The 17,968-nt window shown below is 32.3% G+C and carries 17 protein-coding genes; 7 read left to right on the top strand and 10 right to left on the bottom strand.

Annotated elements, in window-relative coordinates:
• Positions 1-79 precede the first annotated feature (79 nt).
• Positions 80-1,258, top strand: coding sequence for an esterase-like activity of phytase family protein (locus ACW5YJ_RS07425; RefSeq protein ID WP_457338059.1), 1,179 nt, complete (start codon positions 80-82; stop codon positions 1,256-1,258).
• 171 nt (positions 1,259-1,429) lie between these two features.
• Here ACW5YJ_RS07425 and ACW5YJ_RS07420 read toward each other — a convergent pair whose 3' ends face one another.
• The 9 genes from ACW5YJ_RS07420 to ezrA form a co-directional block, all read right to left on the bottom strand.
• Positions 1,430-2,629, bottom strand: coding sequence for an acetate kinase (locus ACW5YJ_RS07420; protein WP_017722134.1), 1,200 nt, complete (start codon positions 2,627-2,629; stop codon positions 1,430-1,432).
• 84 nt (positions 2,630-2,713) lie between these two features.
• Positions 2,714-3,661, bottom strand: coding sequence for a class I SAM-dependent methyltransferase (locus ACW5YJ_RS07415; RefSeq protein WP_017722135.1), 948 nt, complete (start codon positions 3,659-3,661; stop codon positions 2,714-2,716).
• 169 nt (positions 3,662-3,830) lie between these two features.
• Positions 3,831-4,325, bottom strand: a complete 495-nt coding sequence (gene tpx, locus ACW5YJ_RS07410) for a thiol peroxidase (RefSeq protein WP_017722136.1) — start codon at positions 4,323-4,325, stop codon at positions 3,831-3,833.
• A gap of 91 nt (positions 4,326-4,416) precedes the next feature.
• Positions 4,417-4,959, bottom strand: a complete 543-nt coding sequence (locus ACW5YJ_RS07405; protein ID WP_171916311.1) for an RDD family protein — start codon at positions 4,957-4,959, stop codon at positions 4,417-4,419.
• A gap of 8 nt (positions 4,960-4,967) precedes the next feature.
• Positions 4,968-5,960, bottom strand: coding sequence for a signal peptide peptidase SppA (gene sppA, locus ACW5YJ_RS07400; protein WP_107551394.1), 993 nt, complete (start codon positions 5,958-5,960; stop codon positions 4,968-4,970).
• Positions 5,961-6,244: 284 nt separating this feature from the next.
• Positions 6,245-7,018, bottom strand: coding sequence for a sulfite exporter TauE/SafE family protein (locus ACW5YJ_RS07395; RefSeq protein WP_426432689.1), 774 nt, complete (start codon positions 7,016-7,018; stop codon positions 6,245-6,247).
• A 42-nt stretch (positions 7,019-7,060) separates the two neighbouring features.
• Entirely contained in the window at positions 7,061-8,284 is a 1,224-nt protein-coding gene (gene thiI / locus ACW5YJ_RS07390; protein WP_017722140.1) for a tRNA uracil 4-sulfurtransferase ThiI, read from the bottom strand.
• Positions 8,281-9,417 carry a cysteine desulfurase family protein gene (locus tag ACW5YJ_RS07385; protein ID WP_426432690.1) on the bottom strand — a complete coding sequence of 379 codons (1,137 nt, stop codon included), beginning with the start codon at positions 9,415-9,417 and terminating at the stop codon, positions 8,281-8,283. The genes thiI and ACW5YJ_RS07385 overlap by 4 nt, the downstream gene beginning before the upstream one ends.
• Positions 9,418-9,591: 174 nt before the next feature.
• Positions 9,592-11,283 carry a septation ring formation regulator EzrA gene (ezrA, locus tag ACW5YJ_RS07380; RefSeq protein ID WP_017722142.1) on the bottom strand — a complete coding sequence of 564 codons (1,692 nt, stop codon included), beginning with the start codon at positions 11,281-11,283 and terminating at the stop codon, positions 9,592-9,594.
• A gap of 223 nt (positions 11,284-11,506) precedes the next feature.
• Between ezrA and ACW5YJ_RS07375 the strand changes: the two genes are divergently transcribed.
• The 3 genes from ACW5YJ_RS07375 to ACW5YJ_RS07365 all read left to right on the top strand — a co-directional run bounded on the left by ACW5YJ_RS07375 (position 11,507) and on the right by ACW5YJ_RS07365 (position 13,571).
• The gene (locus ACW5YJ_RS07375; protein ID WP_017722143.1) at positions 11,507-11,971 is read left to right on the top strand and encodes a GAF domain-containing protein; all 465 of its coding nucleotides are present in this window, start codon (positions 11,507-11,509) and stop codon (positions 11,969-11,971) included.
• Between the two features lie 255 nt (positions 11,972-12,226).
• Complete coding sequence (gene rpsD, locus ACW5YJ_RS07370) at positions 12,227-12,829, top strand: 30S ribosomal protein S4 (protein WP_017722144.1); 603 nt, start codon at positions 12,227-12,229, stop codon at positions 12,827-12,829.
• Between the two features lie 229 nt (positions 12,830-13,058).
• Positions 13,059-13,571: a GNAT family N-acetyltransferase gene (locus tag ACW5YJ_RS07365; protein WP_171915743.1), complete on the top strand. Its 513-nt coding sequence runs from the start codon at positions 13,059-13,061 to the stop codon at positions 13,569-13,571.
• A gap of 94 nt (positions 13,572-13,665) precedes the next feature.
• Here ACW5YJ_RS07365 and ACW5YJ_RS07360 read toward each other — a convergent pair whose 3' ends face one another.
• Entirely contained in the window at positions 13,666-14,406 is a 741-nt protein-coding gene (locus ACW5YJ_RS07360; protein ID WP_017722146.1) for a glycerophosphodiester phosphodiesterase, read from the bottom strand.
• Positions 14,407-14,485: 79 nt separating this feature from the next.
• On the opposite strand from ACW5YJ_RS07360, the gene ACW5YJ_RS07355 reads away from it, so the two are divergent.
• From ACW5YJ_RS07355 to serA, 3 genes are all read left to right on the top strand, one after another.
• Positions 14,486-14,926 carry an SACOL1771 family peroxiredoxin gene (locus ACW5YJ_RS07355; RefSeq protein ID WP_107551391.1) on the top strand — a complete coding sequence of 147 codons (441 nt, stop codon included), beginning with the start codon at positions 14,486-14,488 and terminating at the stop codon, positions 14,924-14,926.
• Between the two features lie 166 nt (positions 14,927-15,092).
• Positions 15,093-16,253 (top strand): pyridoxal-phosphate-dependent aminotransferase family protein, encoded by a 1,161-nt coding sequence (locus ACW5YJ_RS07350; protein WP_017722148.1) that lies wholly within the window; start codon positions 15,093-15,095, stop codon positions 16,251-16,253.
• Complete coding sequence (gene serA, locus ACW5YJ_RS07345) at positions 16,246-17,862, top strand: phosphoglycerate dehydrogenase (protein ID WP_017722149.1); 1,617 nt, start codon at positions 16,246-16,248, stop codon at positions 17,860-17,862. The genes ACW5YJ_RS07350 and serA overlap by 8 nt, the downstream gene beginning before the upstream one ends.
• Positions 17,863-17,968: the final 106 nt, after the last annotated feature.

Here is a 17,968-nt window from a genome sequence, read left to right as displayed (position 1 = left end):
TGTTATCCAAAATTCAAGTATCCTTCACAATCATAACTTATCCTTTAATTAGTAAGCATATGAAAGGAGCATAACAGTTATGCAACTAGTCACAAAAATTACCTTCATTACATTACTGGCTATTGTAATGATAAATATGATATCACTTAATGCATTCACAATAAGTGCAAAGGACGTTACGCCACACTCTCATCAAGTTGATAAGCTAAGACTTATAGACAATAAAACAATACCACATGAACAAACATATAATAAAACTAAAGTCGGTGGTATATCAGGTATTACATATAATCCAAAATCTAACAAGTGGTATCTCCTTAGTGACGACCGTTCGGAACATAGCCCTTCCAGATTTTATGAAGCGAATTTAAATTATAATCTTCGTCAGTTTAATAACATAAATATTAAAAATGTTAATAACTTAAAACAGCCAAATGGTAATAATTATATAAGTAAAAAACAATTTAATAATAAATCAAAGGATATTGTGGCGGACCCAGAATCAATCCGTTTTGATCCTTTGACGAACAATATTTTATATACAAGTGAAGGTGATCGAAATTTAGGATTAAATCCATTTATCAGGTTTAGTAATTTAAACGGTACCTTTATTTCTGAATTGCCTATTAACGAATCATTAAAAATGGATACTCAATCAAAAAAAGGATTTCGTAATAATCTAGCCATTGAAGGCAGTACTTTTTCAGTTGATGGCACATCTATATGGACATCTATGGAAGCACCAGTAATACAAGACGGACCTGTTCCTACAGCCGATTCAGGCGCTCTATCACGCATCACACAATATGATCGCAGAGGTAACGTATTATCAGAATATGCCTATCCAATCGATTCAGTGCCACATGTAGGAGACAACACTAAAACAGCAGAAAACGGCGTTTCTGAAATGTTAGCCATTAATAAACATGAATTTTTAACATTAGAAAGAGCTAGTGTTCAGTCATCAGATGGTTCATTTAATAACTATGTACGGATTTATAAAATAGATGTTAATCATGCATCTGACATAAAAGATACAAAGACTTTCCAAAATGCTGAAGTAAAACCTGTTAAAAAGAAATTAGTTGCTAATTTAAACAATGAGCAATTAGATAAAGTAGATAATATCGAAGGTATGACATTTGGAAAAAAACTAGCAAATGGTAATGATTCACTTGTAGTTGTATCAGATAATAACTTCAATAAATCACAAATATCACAATTCATTGTATTTGAAGTAATAAACAACAAGACGTAATTTCAACACTACAACATAGATTATTATTCACAAAAAGCACCACGAGCAATCTCATGCTATGCATAAGGTTCCCGCGGTGCTTTAATTTTTAATGCTCGCTTATAAGATACAATATTTGTATCTTAATCAGATCTATTTAGTCTTACATCTAATATTCTATCTTTATAAATATTATTTAACGTCACCAAATTCAACTACATCACGTGCGATCATAACTTCTTCATTTGTTGGGATAACGATTACTTTAACGGGTGAATGTGGGTAGTTAATAAATCCTTCTTCACCGTGAATCGCTTCATTTTTCTTAGCATCCCAATAAACGCCCATAAATTCTAGGCCTTCTAATACTTTCGCTCTAACTGGATCTGAGTTTTCACCAACACCAGCTGTAAATACAATCACGTCTACACCATGCATACGCGTTGCATATGAACCAATATATTTATGAATACGAGAAGCAAATACATCAAGTGCTAATTGCGCTCTTTCTTTACCTTCTTTAGCTTCATCAATAATATCTCTTAAATCACTAGAAGTACCTGAAATACCTAATAAACCAGATTCTTTATTTAAAGTGTTTAAGACTTCTTCAGCATTTTTACCAGTTTTCTCCATGATGAATGGAATTAACGCTGGGTCAATATTACCTGAACGTGTTCCCATTGTCACACCTGCTAATGGCGTGAAGCCCATAGAAGTATCTACAGATTCACCACCATCAATAGCGGCAATAGAAGCACCATTACCAATATGACATGAAATAATACGTAACTCTTCAATAGGCTTACCTAAGATTTCTGAAGCACGTTGAGATACATATTTGTGGCTCGTACCATGGAAACCATATTTACGAATTCCGAAATCTTCGTAATATTGATACGGTAAACTATATAGATAAGATTTCTCTGGCATAGTTTGATGGAATGAAGTATCAAACACAGCAACATGAGGTATCTCAGGAAGTAACTTACGGAATGCACGAATTCCCATTAAGTTAGCAGGATTGTGCAATGGTGCAAGCTCACTTAATGATTCAATTTGTTTTTCAACTTCATCATCTACGTAAGTTGATGATGGGAATATTTCTCCTCCATGAACGACACGATGGCCAGTACCATCAATATCATAAATACTTTCAATAATACCATGTTCTTTAAAACTTTCTAACATAATATTAACTGCATCTTCATGGTTTTCAATGTCTTTTGTTTCAGTTACTTTTTCCCCGTTCACTTCAATAGTGAAGATAGAATTTTTTAATCCAATACGTTCAATAAGTCCCTTAGTTACAATTTTCTCTTCCGGCATTTCAATAAGTTGAAATTTCAAAGATGAACTACCAGCGTTAATGGCCAAAATTAATTTTGACATAAGCATAATGCCTCCATTTTTTAAGTTTTTAATATCCATATCTATTTAATCATTAATACAGTTCAAATACAAGAATATTACAGCTTAATTTTCAGGGTGATTTTCTTGCATCCATGCATTTAAATCTTGTAAAAATCCTTGGAATTGTTGTGGGCTTTTGAAATCGGGAATATTTGCTAGTAAAACTTCTACAGATTTGGTTACATTCGTTTCTTTTTTCTGTAATACAAGTATAGATTTACGGGCTTTTTCATTTTTAAATAATGTCGCTGGTAAATTTAAAAAAGCTTGCATTTCTGTTTCTGTAGCAATGAAATTTTGTAACTGTTTCACATTTTCGCCTTCGAAAATATTGCTTGGTACAACTAAAAAAGCATAACCAGATGGTTTCATTGCTGTAATAGCTTGTTCGATGAGTAAGAAATGTGAATAACTATGCCCTTCTTCAAAACCAAGTGCCATTTCTTTACTTCTATCATCTACCGGATAATACCCAATCGGTAAATCACCAATAACAACGTCAGCATCTTCAAACGGTAAAGGCATAATAGCATCTTGTGGATATACGTCAAATGGAATTTCTAAGAAATTAGCTAAATGTACACTTACTCTAGATAATACTGGATCGACCTCTACCAAATGATGCATTAACGTATGATCAGAAAGTACTTCATGAACAGAGGCGCTTAAATGTCCTGCTCCACTAGCAAGATCAGCGATATGCATGGCTTCACTATTTTTCAAGAAACGCTCAGATAGAAAACCTAGGATTAGACCTATAGAATCTGGTGTAATTTGATGATTTGCTTGTATATCTTCATTTTGCATCAAACTTAAATAAGCAAACTGAAATGCTTTTCTTCTATCTTGCAAAGTAGCTTGTTCTAACAAGTCTCTTTTATTCGTATAAACATGCTCCATTGCTAGTCCTAAATTCTCAATAAAACTTTGCCCATTATCTTCATTTAACGATTTAGCTTTTTCATCTAATGTCTGGAATAACTTCTCCATTACTGTTTCTTCTTGTGTCATTTAATAGTCCTTTCTAAAAAAACTGTCCATAATTTAATTGAAATCAAGTTAGCTTTAACTAACTTATTTTACCAAATAATTATGGACAGTAAATTTTATAATGTCAATGATACTGTTTTTCTGTGTAACAATATTTTAACATATGATATTTTTATTAAAACTAATCAAATTAAATGCTACGGTAAGCTTCTAAAGCAGCATCGAAATCTGGGAAATCTGTACCCTCTGAAACAATTTCAGTATATACAACTTTATTATTTTTATCTAAGACAAAAACTGAACGTGCAAGCAAACGTAATTCTTCCATCACAACGCCATAGCTTTTACCAAAAGATAAATCTTTGTGATCACTTAATGTAATAACATTATCTAATCCGTTTGAGGCACACCATCTTTTTTGTGCAAATGGTAAATCAACAGAAACAGTTAATACAACGCCGTCTTCTTTTGAAGCTTCTTCATTGAATTTACGTGTTTGTTGATCGCAAACACCAGTATCTATAGATGGTACAACACTAATAAGTTTTTTCTGACCATCGTAAGTTGATAAGTTTACTTCATTTAAATCATTATCTAATACAGCGAAATCCGGTGCAGTTTCTCCTTTTTTCACTTGTGAACCTAATAAAGTAATTGGATCTTGCTTGAATGTAATTTGCGCCATTAGAACGCCTCCTAAATTAAAAGTGTTTACTTTGTAATTATAACTGTTTGTGTTTCTGAAATAAACTATTCAACTTATAAATTGTGTTAAACTACTTCAAATAAAACAATTTATCTAATTTATTTTTTATAACGACTGTATCTGCAAAATAATCGTGAACACCTCTATGTTTGTTCGTAAATATAACTACCAAGTATGGTAAATTCATAAATACACCACTAATAATACGACCTATCCACTCTCTAAATAATACATCTTGCCAAGTCAAACGTTGTCTGTCTATACGCTCAACCCTTACATTACATATCATTTTTCCTAATGTTTGTTTAAAGTACTTCGTAAGTAGTACAAAATACAAGTAAAATACTAATGCATTTAGCAAGTGTCCAACACTAAAATAATCAATCCACAATTTTAAAGAATCAATGTTTGTAAAATGATAAATAGGTTTCAAAATAAAACTCTCTACACCAAAAATAATTAGTAAATCTATGATAAATGCGCAAAATCTTATACCAAATCCTGCATATAATGCTTTAGATATTTGTTCGTGGTAAAGATCACTTGTTTCAACTTGCTTGTCGTCATTACTTATTTTCTCATTATCTCTATATTCATTTTGTACATTTTCCATTGTCACACCTAACCTTCGTATAGATACATAGGTTCAGTTTTAGTATCATTATTAATTATTGATTTGATATCTTTAAAACTATCTGTAAACTGAGAAACGCTCGTCTTCATATCTGAAAATGAAGAGAAAAATCCACCGCCTTCTGTATATTCAAATACTTCAGCATCTTTAGATTTAATATCTTTCTGTAAAGCTTTTATAGTCTTATCTTCATAACCTATTTCATCAATTAAACCGTTACTTTTAGCTTGTTGTGCACTGTAAATGCGACCATCAGCTAACTTTCTAACTTTACTTTCTGACATGTCTCTGCCTTCTTTAACGATATTTACAAAACGATCAAAGCTATCATCTAATACAGATTGTAATATACTTCTTTCTTCTGAAGTCATCTCTCTTGAACTACTTAAAATATCTTTATGGTCGCCAGATTTAATAACATTTTCTTTTATCCCTAAATTCTTTTGTAATTCAGAATAATCGACACTAGACATAATTACTCCGATAGAACCTGTCATTGATTGTGGTCCTGCATAAATTTTATCGGCAGGCGCTGAAATATAATAGCCTCCTGATGCTGCCATCGATTCCATATGTACATAAACTTTTTTATTCTTCTGTTTAATTTCTTTTATTTTTTCATATATTTCATCGCTTGGGTATGTGCCACCGCCAGGTGTATTGACTGTTAATAATACGCCTTTAATCGTGTCATCTTTTTTCACATTATCTAATTGTTTAAGAAAAGACTCATGATTATAGCCACTTCCACCGAACAAACCACCGCCCGTACCTTCGGCGATTTCTCCATTTAATGTTAAATGTGCGATACGTTTGTTAGAATTGCCTTCTTTTTCTATTTCTTCTGTAAAGGGATCCATCGCTGTAGAAGACGAATCATTAAACATTGTGGTTACAAAAGCTGATATCGAACTCATAACAATACCACCAATCACTATAACAATTGCAATTATTATAGCAATAATGCGTTTTTTCGACATTTACTAATCACTCCTATATTTTAATAATCTTGTTATCTCACGCTTAATTTAAACACAATTAATTCATTAATGTATACCTTTTTACCAAACAATTGAAAACAAGGCAGAACAGAAATCATAAACGTAAAGTTGATTTCAGTGTTCTGCCTTGTCATACGGTGAATATAAATTTTGCAACAATTAATTTTCAAGAAAAATGTGTATCACATTTGTATATTTTTCTATTTAATAACTGCCTAAACTCACATTTTATCACTGTGTTAGTTTTATTAAATTAGATTCTTTTATATTATTTGCATGATATAATCATATGTATTTTTCAAAATCAAAATTGCAGTAACAATAATGAATAAGGCTTTAACATAGCCAACACCTTTTTTAATAGCAAACATCGCCCCGATGTATGAACCACAAATCATACTTGCTGCCATAATAAAGCCATAAAAATAATCTACTTGATCTAAAAAGATAAAAAGAATTAATGCGCCTAAGTTAGATGCAAAATTAAGTACTTTAGCATTTCCTGCTGCACCTAAAAAATCAAAACCAAACATCAATAATATAAATAGCATAAATGACCCTGTACCGCCACCAAGAAAGCCGTCATAAAGACCAATCAAACTCATTAAAGATGTAAATAAAATCGCTTTAGGTATAGTTAATTTTGTGAAAGTTCGTACATTACCCCAATCTTTCTTCATAATCGTATAAATCATTACAACTGTTAATACGACAATTACGACAGGTTTTAATAACTGAGAGGGCAAGAATGTTGCAATACTTGCGCCTCCCATAGCCATAATAAATACAACTGGAAATAACTTACCTACAATTTTTAAATCTACATTACCTGACCGTAAAAATCGAAAAGCACTTGTCATTGAACCAAATGCACTCGCTAATTTATTTGTACCTAAGGCCATAGACGGTGGCATTCCAACAGCTAACAGTGCAGGAATAGAAATTAAACCGCCACCTCCAACAACAGCATCAATAAATGCTGCCAAAAACCCTAAAAGAATAATGATGACTACGATAGATATGTCCCATTCCAACATCCCATCACTCCCCTTGATTGTTTAATTAATTAATTTTTAAAGTTAAAATAGATCGTCAGCTAGCGCTTGTGTAGCTGAATCTTTCTCACTTTGGTAATCGCTTGTAATATATAATGTCTCAATTTCGTCGGCAGCTTGTTGTACAAGTGGTTCAAAATCATAACCACTTTCATATTTTTCAACTTTTTCTAATTCCGGTTCAGTAACTGGATTTTTAGGAGTGAAAATTGTACAACAATCCTCAAATGGTTGGATAGATACATCAAATGTACCTATATCTTTTGCTTTTTTAACAATATCTTCTTTATCTAAAGTCAGTAAAGGACGTAATACAGGAGTAGATGTGACATGATTTATCGCATACATACTCTTTAATGTTTGACTAGCAACTTGCCCTAAATTTTCTCCATTTACAATCGCATGCGCCTCAATATCATGTGCAACTTTGTCGGCTACCCGCATCATCATACGACGTGTCGAAGTCATAGTGTAACGTTCATGAACTTCTTTGTTCACCTGTTTTTGAAGTGCTGTAAATGGCACGATGTGTAATTTAATTGGTCCAACATGTTCTGATAAAATTCTCGTTAGTTCGATTACTTTTTCTTTTGCTTTTTCACTTGTAAACGGTGGACTATGGAAGTGTATCGCTTCTACGGTAACACCTCTACGCATAACTTCTATACCAGCAACTGGAGAATCAATACCACCAGATAGCATTAATAAAGTTTTACCTCCAGTACCAACAGGTAATCCGCCAGAACCTGCAATCACTTGATCATACATGTAAATGGCATCTAAACGCACTTCAACTTTAATCACGTGATCTGGATTGTGTACATCTACATTTAAATGATCTGTTCCACTTAATACAGCTCCCCCTAAAGTTCTTTGTAATTCATACGTGTCATATGGGAAGTTTTTATCCGAACGCTTTACATCAATTTTAAAAGTGTCATCTTGTGCATACTCTTTAGCAAATCGGATAGCTAATTCTTTTGCCGCTTCTACTGTTTTATCAATTTTTAATACAGGACTTATTGAATAAATACCAAAGACTTTTCTTAATCTGTTGCACATTTCTTCAATATCTGCACCTTCTGCTAATTCTATATACATTCTATCTCTATTTGCCTTTACCGTGTATCCTTGTAATGGCATTAGTGAACGCTTTACATTTGAACGTAATTTGTTCACAAATATTTTACGGTTAGCTCCTTTTAAGGTTAACTCCCCGTACCTAACTAATATATGATCATATATCATACTAATAAATCCCTCACTTCTTCATAAACTAATTTAAATTTATCTTTAAACCCTTGTATATCTTCTGATGTAGTATGGCTTCCCATAGAAATTCGAATACTACCTTCAATTTGTTTTACCGGTACATTCATAGCCGATAACACTTCGTTAAGACTCGCTTTTTTAGATGAACAGGCACTTGTTGTTGATAACATAATATCATTTTTAGAAAATGCATTTACTAAAACTTCTCCTTTAACACCTGGTAAACCAACATTCAGTATATGCGGTGCACCTGCTTGCGGTGAATTAATTTTCACACCCGTAAAGTTAGTTAAGAACTGGCTAAGTTCATCATGAAAGCGACGTAACTGACTATTTAATGTAGATGTTTGATTTACGGCTGCTTTCATCGCTTTTACAATTGCTATATCCATTGGCAAATTCACCGTGCCGCTTCTCACACCATATTCTTGACCGCCACCATGTACAATGGGTTCTAATTGATGAATATTACGAACAAAGAGTACACCTTGCCCTTTTAATCCATTAAATTTATGGCCACTTAAACTAAGTGTATCTACGCCGTCAAATATTAACGATATTTTACCCAATGCTTGTACTGCATCTACATGTAGATGTGCTTTAGGATATTGATGAACAATATTAGCAATATCTTTAATAGGTTGTATTTGCCCCATTATATTATTAACATGCATACAAGTTACTAATCCCACATTGTCTGTCATTAACGTTTCTAAATGGTTCAAATCTACTTGTCCATCACCTAAAACATTCACATATTTAATAATAAAACCTTCTGCTTCAAGCGCACGAACTACTTCTAAAACTGAAGGATGTTCCAATACTGAAGTAATAATTTCATTGGCAAATGCTTTTTTCTTATATGCAATACCTTTAATTGCTATATTATTACTTTCAGTAGCGCCACTTGTATAGATAATATCAAATGATTGATTCAAATCAAATAGGTCTTTAATTTGTTGCTTTGATTGTTGTAGTAATTGCTCTGCTTGTAATCCAGCTTGGTGTGGACTGTTAGGGTTAAAATATAGTGACTGATTCACTTTAACAAAGGTGTCCAATACTTCAGGGTTGGGCTTTGTCGTCGCAGCATTATCTAAGTATATCACCGCGTTCACTCCATTCATTATATATATTATAAACTATCTAGTGTATAACTTTTCTTCACGTAATCTTTTTAAGTTTTCCCTTTAGCATTATACTCGCTTTTATCAAAAAGAAAAGACACGAAATGTGAAATCATTCCGTGTCAACTTACTATATAATATGAGTTATAACCGAACTTAACCGATAACTTTTGATTCAATTTGCTTTGTAACGCCTGGCTCTACGCTTTCTAAAGCTTGCTCAGAAATTTCAATTGAACGTTTGTAACGGTTATTTTTAAAGAGACGTTCTGCTTCGTTTAGGCTCTTATCTATATTCGAACTGTCTTTGCGATAACGGTTACCGTATTCAATTAATTTTTCGGCATAAACAGCATTCACAAGTACATCAGTAGCTTCATCTTCAAATTTATTCATTTGTAGTACTACTTTAGAAACTTTATCTTTTAGCTGTTTAACATGTATTGGGCGTACGCTGAATTTTTTATTTACTTCTCTTACTTCGTAATCAATTTCATTCTTCATGATAATAAAGCGCTCTGGTACACTAGGTAGATTTGAAGCAAGTAACTTTCTGTACACTTCTTCTTTTTTACTTTGTACACGTAAGATATTTTCTTCTGCTTCTGCTTCATCTTCACGCAATTGAACTAAATGATTTTGTAATTTTTCTTGTTTTTCGTTAATAACATCAACATGTTCTTCGATATATTTCAAGTTATCTTGAACTTCGCTATATCTTACTGCTGATTTTGACATTTCTCTAAGGATATCATCGTATACAGCAATCATGTTTTGAATTTCGTTTTCAAACTGTCGTACATTTTGAACATCGCTTTCATTAATATAATAATTTTCACGAACATATTCAATTTCAGTTTGTAATGTATAATTCATTTCTTTAGCTCTAAATAAATTATCAGTAATAACTTCTTTTGTTTCTTCTACTTCATTTTTAGCTGTCACTTCATGTTCAATTAAATCATACATTTCATCTAATCGATCATTAATACTATTAAGTTTTTCATTTGCTTCATCAAGCTCTAATCTACTAATCATTGGTTCAACAAAACTGAGTTCAGTCTTCAATGTTTGTAGCGTGCTATCAATCTTGACATGGTCTAAATCATAACCCTCAACTTTTAAGTCTCTACAACCATATTTAAGGTCTTGGAATTGTCCCGGTAATTCTTTTTGCGCTTCTTTAATCAAATCAGGAATTTCATCCATATCTTTTTTCAAATAATTCATATCATCATTTAAAGTTTTAATATGTTCATGCGCTTGATTATAGTTGCCTTCATTTTTTAACGTTTCATATGTCTCCATTTCAGGTACAAACGATTCAATTTCTTGTTCAAGTGGCGTAGCTGCTTCACCAAATTGATGTCTATTTGCTAATACATCACGTTTCATTTCACGATAATCAGTTGTGCATTCTTCGTATAAATGATCACTTTCTTTATGTAGTTCTATAATATTTTCTACTTTTGTAGTAAGTTCATTATAGTTCGCTTCATATTGATCCATCATTTCGTGGGCTTCATCCACTTCGGTTTGAGCTTGTGAAAACTTAAATTTATCTAACAAACCTTCTGCACTATGAATTTTTTCTTCTACTGGTACTAAATATTGATTTTTACTATCTAATGATGATTGTTTTAAATTGTCATAGGTAGATTTTGTTTCACCAGTTAAATTTAACTCAGATAATTGAGATAAACTTTCATCATAAGGTAATTGTTCTACTTTAACTTTACGTTCTTCTGCCTTTTCAATAATTTGGCTTTTGTTTGAACGCATATAGAACAATACACCAACAATAATCAGTATTATGACAATAATTGCTAAAATGATATACAATACCATACGTTTTCTCCTCCTATTTTATCACTATTTATTATAACGTAATTTACCTATGCATTAAAAGAGAAAATGAATTAATTCATATGAATATTTCAATATTTGCGTTAAATTCACCTCTAGTAATTATATGTATAAAGTAATTAAAAAAAGCCCTTACAAATCATTTGTTTGATTACTATTAAAACAGTCTTTATACTAAATGAAAAGTAAAAAGTGAGGTTTTTGTATGTCAGAGGTTAAAGAAACCAATTATAACTTATTAGAAAAACAAGTTTATAGTTTAATAGAAGATGAATCAAATTTAATCGCCATACTCAGTAACGTGTCTGCTTTATTAAATGATTCTTTAGATCAAGTCAATTGGGTTGGCTTTTATTTAATAGAAAATAATGAATTGATTTTAGGTCCCTTCCAAGGTCATCCAGCGTGTGTGCACATTGCAATTGGTAGTGGTGTATGCGGTACTGCAGTAGCTCAAGATGAAACACAGTTAGTAGCAGATGTTCATGCCTTCCCAGGTCACATTGCTTGTGATGCTAACAGCAAATCAGAAATTGTAGTTCCTATTCATCAAAATGAACAAATAATTGGAGTATTAGATATTGATGCGCCAATCACAAATCGTTTTTCAGAAACTGATAAGAACGCATTAGAAAATATTGTAAAAACTATTGAAAATCAAATCGCATAAGTATAAAAGAAAACTACTTATCATTAAAATACTCATTAGTTGTTGACAGTTCTTAATATCATGGTACAATGTACTTTGTGTGAATAAACGAAATTAGCAGTTGTATATTATTTGGCACTATGTTGTTCCCAACGCGGACGTGCCGTGTAACCGTAGCTATGAGGCGAGGACACATAAAACAATATATCCAAATAAGCATGCAACACTCTTTTTTGTTTTTTCATAACAACAAAAGAGAAAAAGGAGGAGTCTACTATGGCTCGATTTAGAGGTTCAAACTGGAAAAAATCACGTCGTTTAGGTATCTCATTAAGTGGTACTGGTAAAGAATTAGAGAAGCGTCCATACGCACCAGGTCAACACGGTCCTAACCAACGTAAAAAATTATCAGAATATGCATTACAATTACGTGAGAAACAAAAGTTACGTTACTTATATGGAATGACTGAAAGACAATTCCGTAACACTTTTGAAACTGCTGGTAACCAACACGGTGTCCACGGTGAAAACTTCATGCAATTATTAGCTGCTCGTTTAGATGCAGTTGTATATTCATTAGGTTTAGCACGTACACGTCGTCAAGCTCGTCAAATCGTTAACCACGGTCACATCGAAGTTGATGGTAAACGTGTTGATATCCCATCATACACTTTAAAACCTGGTCAAGAAATCTCAGTACGCGAAAAATCTTTAAAATTAGATATCATCGCTGAATCTGTTGAAATCAACAACTTTGTCCCAGATTATTTAGAATTTGATGCAGACAACTTAAAAGGTAAATATATCCGCGTTCCAGAACGTAGTGAATTACCTGCTGAAATCAACGAACAACTTATCGTTGAGTACTACTCAAGATAAGCGTGATTATGTCGAACCAAGAAATCTTATTGATTTCTTGGTTTTTTTATTGCCTTCTAAACTTTAACTTCCCTCTCCCTATACAAAAATATAACGTCTTTAAGTATGAATTGAACTTGTAAACATATTCATGCATATCAAAAATATATACATAGTTTATAATTACATCAATATTTACAATCTTACTATATTTGAGTATGATGAGTATATAGTTAAAGGAGTGTATATTTTGATTATTAGAGCTTTAGAAGAAACTGATCTAGAATTTGTACATCACTTAAATAATGAATATTCAATTATGTCCTATTGGTTTGAAGAACCTTATCAATCATTAAGTGAACTGCAATCATTATATAAAAAACATTTATTGGATGAATCTGAACGCCGCTTCATCATAGAAGATGACAAAATTCGTATCGGGGTCGTTGAGCTAGTAGAAATTAACTTTGTACATAGTAATTGTGAGATTCAAATTATCGTTGACCCTCAATATAGCGGGCAAGGATATGCAAAAAATGCATTTAAAAAAGCAATTGATTATGCGTTTTTAGTGTTGAACTTGCATAAGATTTACCTTTTTGTAGATGTTCAAAACGAAAGAGCAGTCCATATCTATAAAAGCCAAAATTTTGTTATTGAAGGCACACTACAAGAACATTTCTATACTCGAGGAAAATATAGTAATTGCCATATTATGGGTTTACTTAAAAAACATTGGATTAATACACATGAAGATAGTTAATTGTAAATACTCCATACATCTATAGTTAAATTAAAATATGTGAACTTAGTTGAAATCAATTCATTTACAAAGTTCACATATTTTTTATGTTAAGTTATTTTAATTTTGTCGGATTATCAGAAATTAAGCCATCAACACCTAACATGATTAACTTGTTAGCAATGCTTGGCTCATTAACAGTATATGGCATAACTGACAGTTCAAGGCTATGTGCAGCAGTCATAAATTTATGATTTACTAAGGAATAATGTGGATTTACATAATCCGCATATACTGCAATTTTGTCAAAATTCGGCATTTTATACCAATATTTCCTTTTGCTAATTAAAACACCAAGCTTAAACTCCACTTTCATTTCATAAAGGTTACGAATACATTTTTGATCAAACGATTGTATAATTACTTTTTCCTCAGAAATGTCATGTTTTTTTAGCATATCAATTAATTGTTGCTCAATTTCTGGATAAATATGAGGTTGTTTAATTTCAATTAAAAGCTTTTGTGGGTGATTTTTAATTAATAACAACACTTGCTCTAATGTCATCAAATGTTGTCCTTTAAATTTAATATGCTTAGCCACACCATAATCAAATTGCCTCAATGCATTTAAACTATAATCTTTCACTTTGCCTTTACCGTTTGAAGTGCGATTTATTGTGTCATCATGAATTACAACTAAGTAATTATCTTTTGTTCTATGTATATCTATTTCTAGCATATCTATACTACTTTCTAATGCAGGTTCAAAAGCTGCTCGTGTGTTTTCTGGAAAATCAGTTGAAAATCCACGATGTGCAATCAGCATTACTCTACTATCGTCTAAATAGTTATGCATTCTTATAATGCCCCACTTTCATTATCTCTTAGAATCGTCTAAACTAAAGTTATCATAATTATACTGGAGGTCAATCTATATGGTACAACATGAATTTGTAGTACAAACAAATTGGTCAGGTGGCCGTGAATCAGTCGGTGACCTCAAAGGTGATGTTTTAAGCGAGCAAATATCAATACCATCAGGACTTGGTGGTAATGGAACAGGCACAAATCCAGATGAGTTATTAGTGTCCGCCGCTTCATCATGTTATATCATTTCACTAGCGGCGGTATTAGAACGCTCAGGATTCAATAATATTACGATAAACCAATCCTCTATTGGAACAGCAATTTTTGAAAATGCAAAATTCCGTATGGATACTATAATACATTATCCAATAATTTCAGTTGAAACAAATCAAAAAGAACTTTTAACAAAAAAATTACCTAAACTATTAAAGGTTGCAGACAATAATTGTATGATTTCTAATTCTATTAGAGGCAACGTTTCTGTAAAAATAGAACCAAAAATAAAATAATTTTAAAAAAATTTTATGTGTGACGGAATATGATTAAATTAGCAATGAATACCCTTACATTTGATAGATAAACTGTCTGTTCCGTCTGTTTTTTTAATATTTGCACTTTTATATTATCTGAAAATTTGCTAAACTTGTACAATCTTAAGCATTGGGGGAATTACTCATGAAATATTATCATCCTTTGTTACTAACACCAGGACCTACACCAGTACCAGAACAAATTTTACACGCTACACAGTCACCTATGGTCGGTCATCGATCAAGTGATTTCGAAGCAATTGCTGAAGAATCATTTCGTGCGCTTAAACCAATTTTTGGTGCACAAAATGATGTAATGATACTTACTTCCAGTGGTACAAGCTCACTAGAAGCAAGTATGCTAAATCTTGCAAATCCAGATGATGAAATTGTTATTATCGTATCTGGCGCATTTGGTAATCGTTTTAAACAAATTGCAGAAACTTATTACAATAATGTACATATTTTCGAGGTCGAATGGGGTAAAGCTGTCAATGTACCTGACTTCATAGATTTCTTGAAATCTTTAAATACTAATATTACAGCTGTTTACAGCCAATATTGTGAAACTTCAACAGCTGTATTGCATCCCGTAAGTGAATTGGGTCATGCACTTAAAGCATATGATGAATCTATTTACTTTGTTGTTGATGGCGTAAGTTGTATCGGTGCAGTAGATGTTGATTTACAACGTGATGCAATTGATGTCCTTATTTCAGGTAGTCAAAAAGCAATCATGTTACCACCTGGTTTAGCATTTGTAGCTTATAATGATCGTGCTAAAAAACGCTTTAGTGAAGTTACAACTCCGCGTTTTTATTTAGACTTGAACAAATATTTAAAATCACAATCTGAAAACTCAACACCTTTCACACCTAATGTTTCGTTGTTTAGAGGCGTAAACGCATATGCAAAATTAGTTGAAGAAGAAGGTTTTAGTAATGTAGTCTCTCGTCATTACGCAATACGTGATGGTCTTAGAGAAGCATTGAAAGCACTAGAATTAGATTTACTAGTCGAAGACGAATATGCTTCGCCTACTGTCACTGCTTTTACTCCTAAAACAAAAGATGAATTAAATTTTATCAAAAATGAATTAAAAAACCGTTTTGCTATCACAATTGCTGGCGGCCAAGGCCACTTAAAAGGTGAAATATTACGTATTGGTCATATGGGGCAAATCTCTCCATTTGATATTTTACAAGTAGTTTCAGCATTGGAAATCCTGTTAACAGAATTTAGAAATGAATCTTATGTTGGTAAAGCAATCACTAAGTATATGGAGGTCGTCAAAGCTTATGTATAAAATTTTAGTATCTGATCCAATCTCACCAGAAGGTTTAAAAAGTTTAATTGACCATAAAGATTTTGAAGTTAAAATAAATACAGATTTAACTGAAAATGAATTAATAGAAGAAATTAAAGATTACCAAGGATTGATTGTACGTAGTCAAACACAAGTCACTGAAGCTATTATTGAAGCGTCACCTAACCTCAAGGTAATTGCTCGTGCTGGTGTTGGTGTGGATAATATCGATGTGGATGCCGCTACAAAAAACGGCGTGATAGTAATCAATGCACCAGATGGTAATACAATTTCTGCCACTGAACATTCAATGGCAATGATTTTATCGATGGCACGAAATATCCCACAAGCACATCAATCATTAAAAAATGGAAAATGGGACCGTAAGACTTATAGAGGTACGGAACTTTTTAATAAAACACTTGGTGTAATCGGTGCAGGTAGAATTGGACTTGGTGTTGCAAAACGCGCACAAAGTTTCGGTATGAATATATTAGCCTTTGACCCCTATTTATCAGAAGATAAAGCTAAAGAATTAAACGTAACACGTGCAACAGTTGAAGAAATTGCAGAACAAGCAGATTTCGTTACTGTACACACACCATTAACGCCTAAAACAAAAGGTATCGTTGGTAAAGCATTTTTTGAAAAAGCAAAACCAACATTACAAATCATCAATGTAGCGCGTGGTGGTATCATAGATGAAGAAGCATTATTGGAAGCTTTAGATAATGATCAAATTCAGAGTGCTGCGATTGATGTTTTTGAAACTGAGCCAGCAACTGAATCGCCTCTTGTTGAAAATGAAAAAATTATTGTTACACCTCACTTAGGTGCTTCTACAGTTGAAGCACAAGAAAAAGTAGCAGTATCAGTTGCTAATGAAATCGTAGATATCTTTGAAAACGGTAATGTATTAAATGCAATAAATGCACCACGTATGACTTACAGTGAAATCAACGATGAGTTAAAGCCATATATCGAATTAAGCAAATTAACAGGTGAAGTTGGCATCCAATTACTTGAAAAAGCACCTCGTGAACTCCACATTAAATACGAAGGTGACATCGCGTTAGATGATACAAGTTTATTAACTAGAACATTAGTTTCAGGTGTACTAAAACGAGATTTAGCTGAACGTGTTAACTTGATTAACGCATTAGTACTTCTAAATGAACAAGGTGTTTCTTATAACATTGAAAAAAATACAAAACACCGTGGTTTTAGTAATTACATTGAATTAACACTTATCAATAAAGACAAACAAATCAAGATTGGTGCTACTGTATTAAACGGGTATGGTCCAAGAATTGTTCGTATTAATGACTATCCGGTAGACTTTAAACCTGAACAATATCAACTTGTTATTAATCATAATGATAGACCCGGTATTGTAGGACGTACTGGTCAAATCTTAGGCGAGTATGGTATCAACATTGCTTCTATGCACCTCGGTCGTACTAATCAAGGTGGTAATGCACTAATGATTTTATCAATCGACCACCCTGTAACAGAAGATGTTATCGACGGTTTATATCAAATTGAAGGTTTCAATTTAATTAGAAGCGTAGAATTAGAAATTGATAACAATATTAATTACAATATTTAATTCTTTTTCTTTTTAAATAAATGATATAACATAAGCGCGAGTATGGAATTTAATTAAAATTTCTTACTCGCGCTTTTTAATGCTAAACCCTTCTCGTTTTAATGTC

Source organism: Staphylococcus sp. mip270_02, from assembly GCF_054031535.1.
Note: the sequence above shows the minus strand (reverse complement) of the source record. Positions and strands in the feature narration are given on the sequence as shown.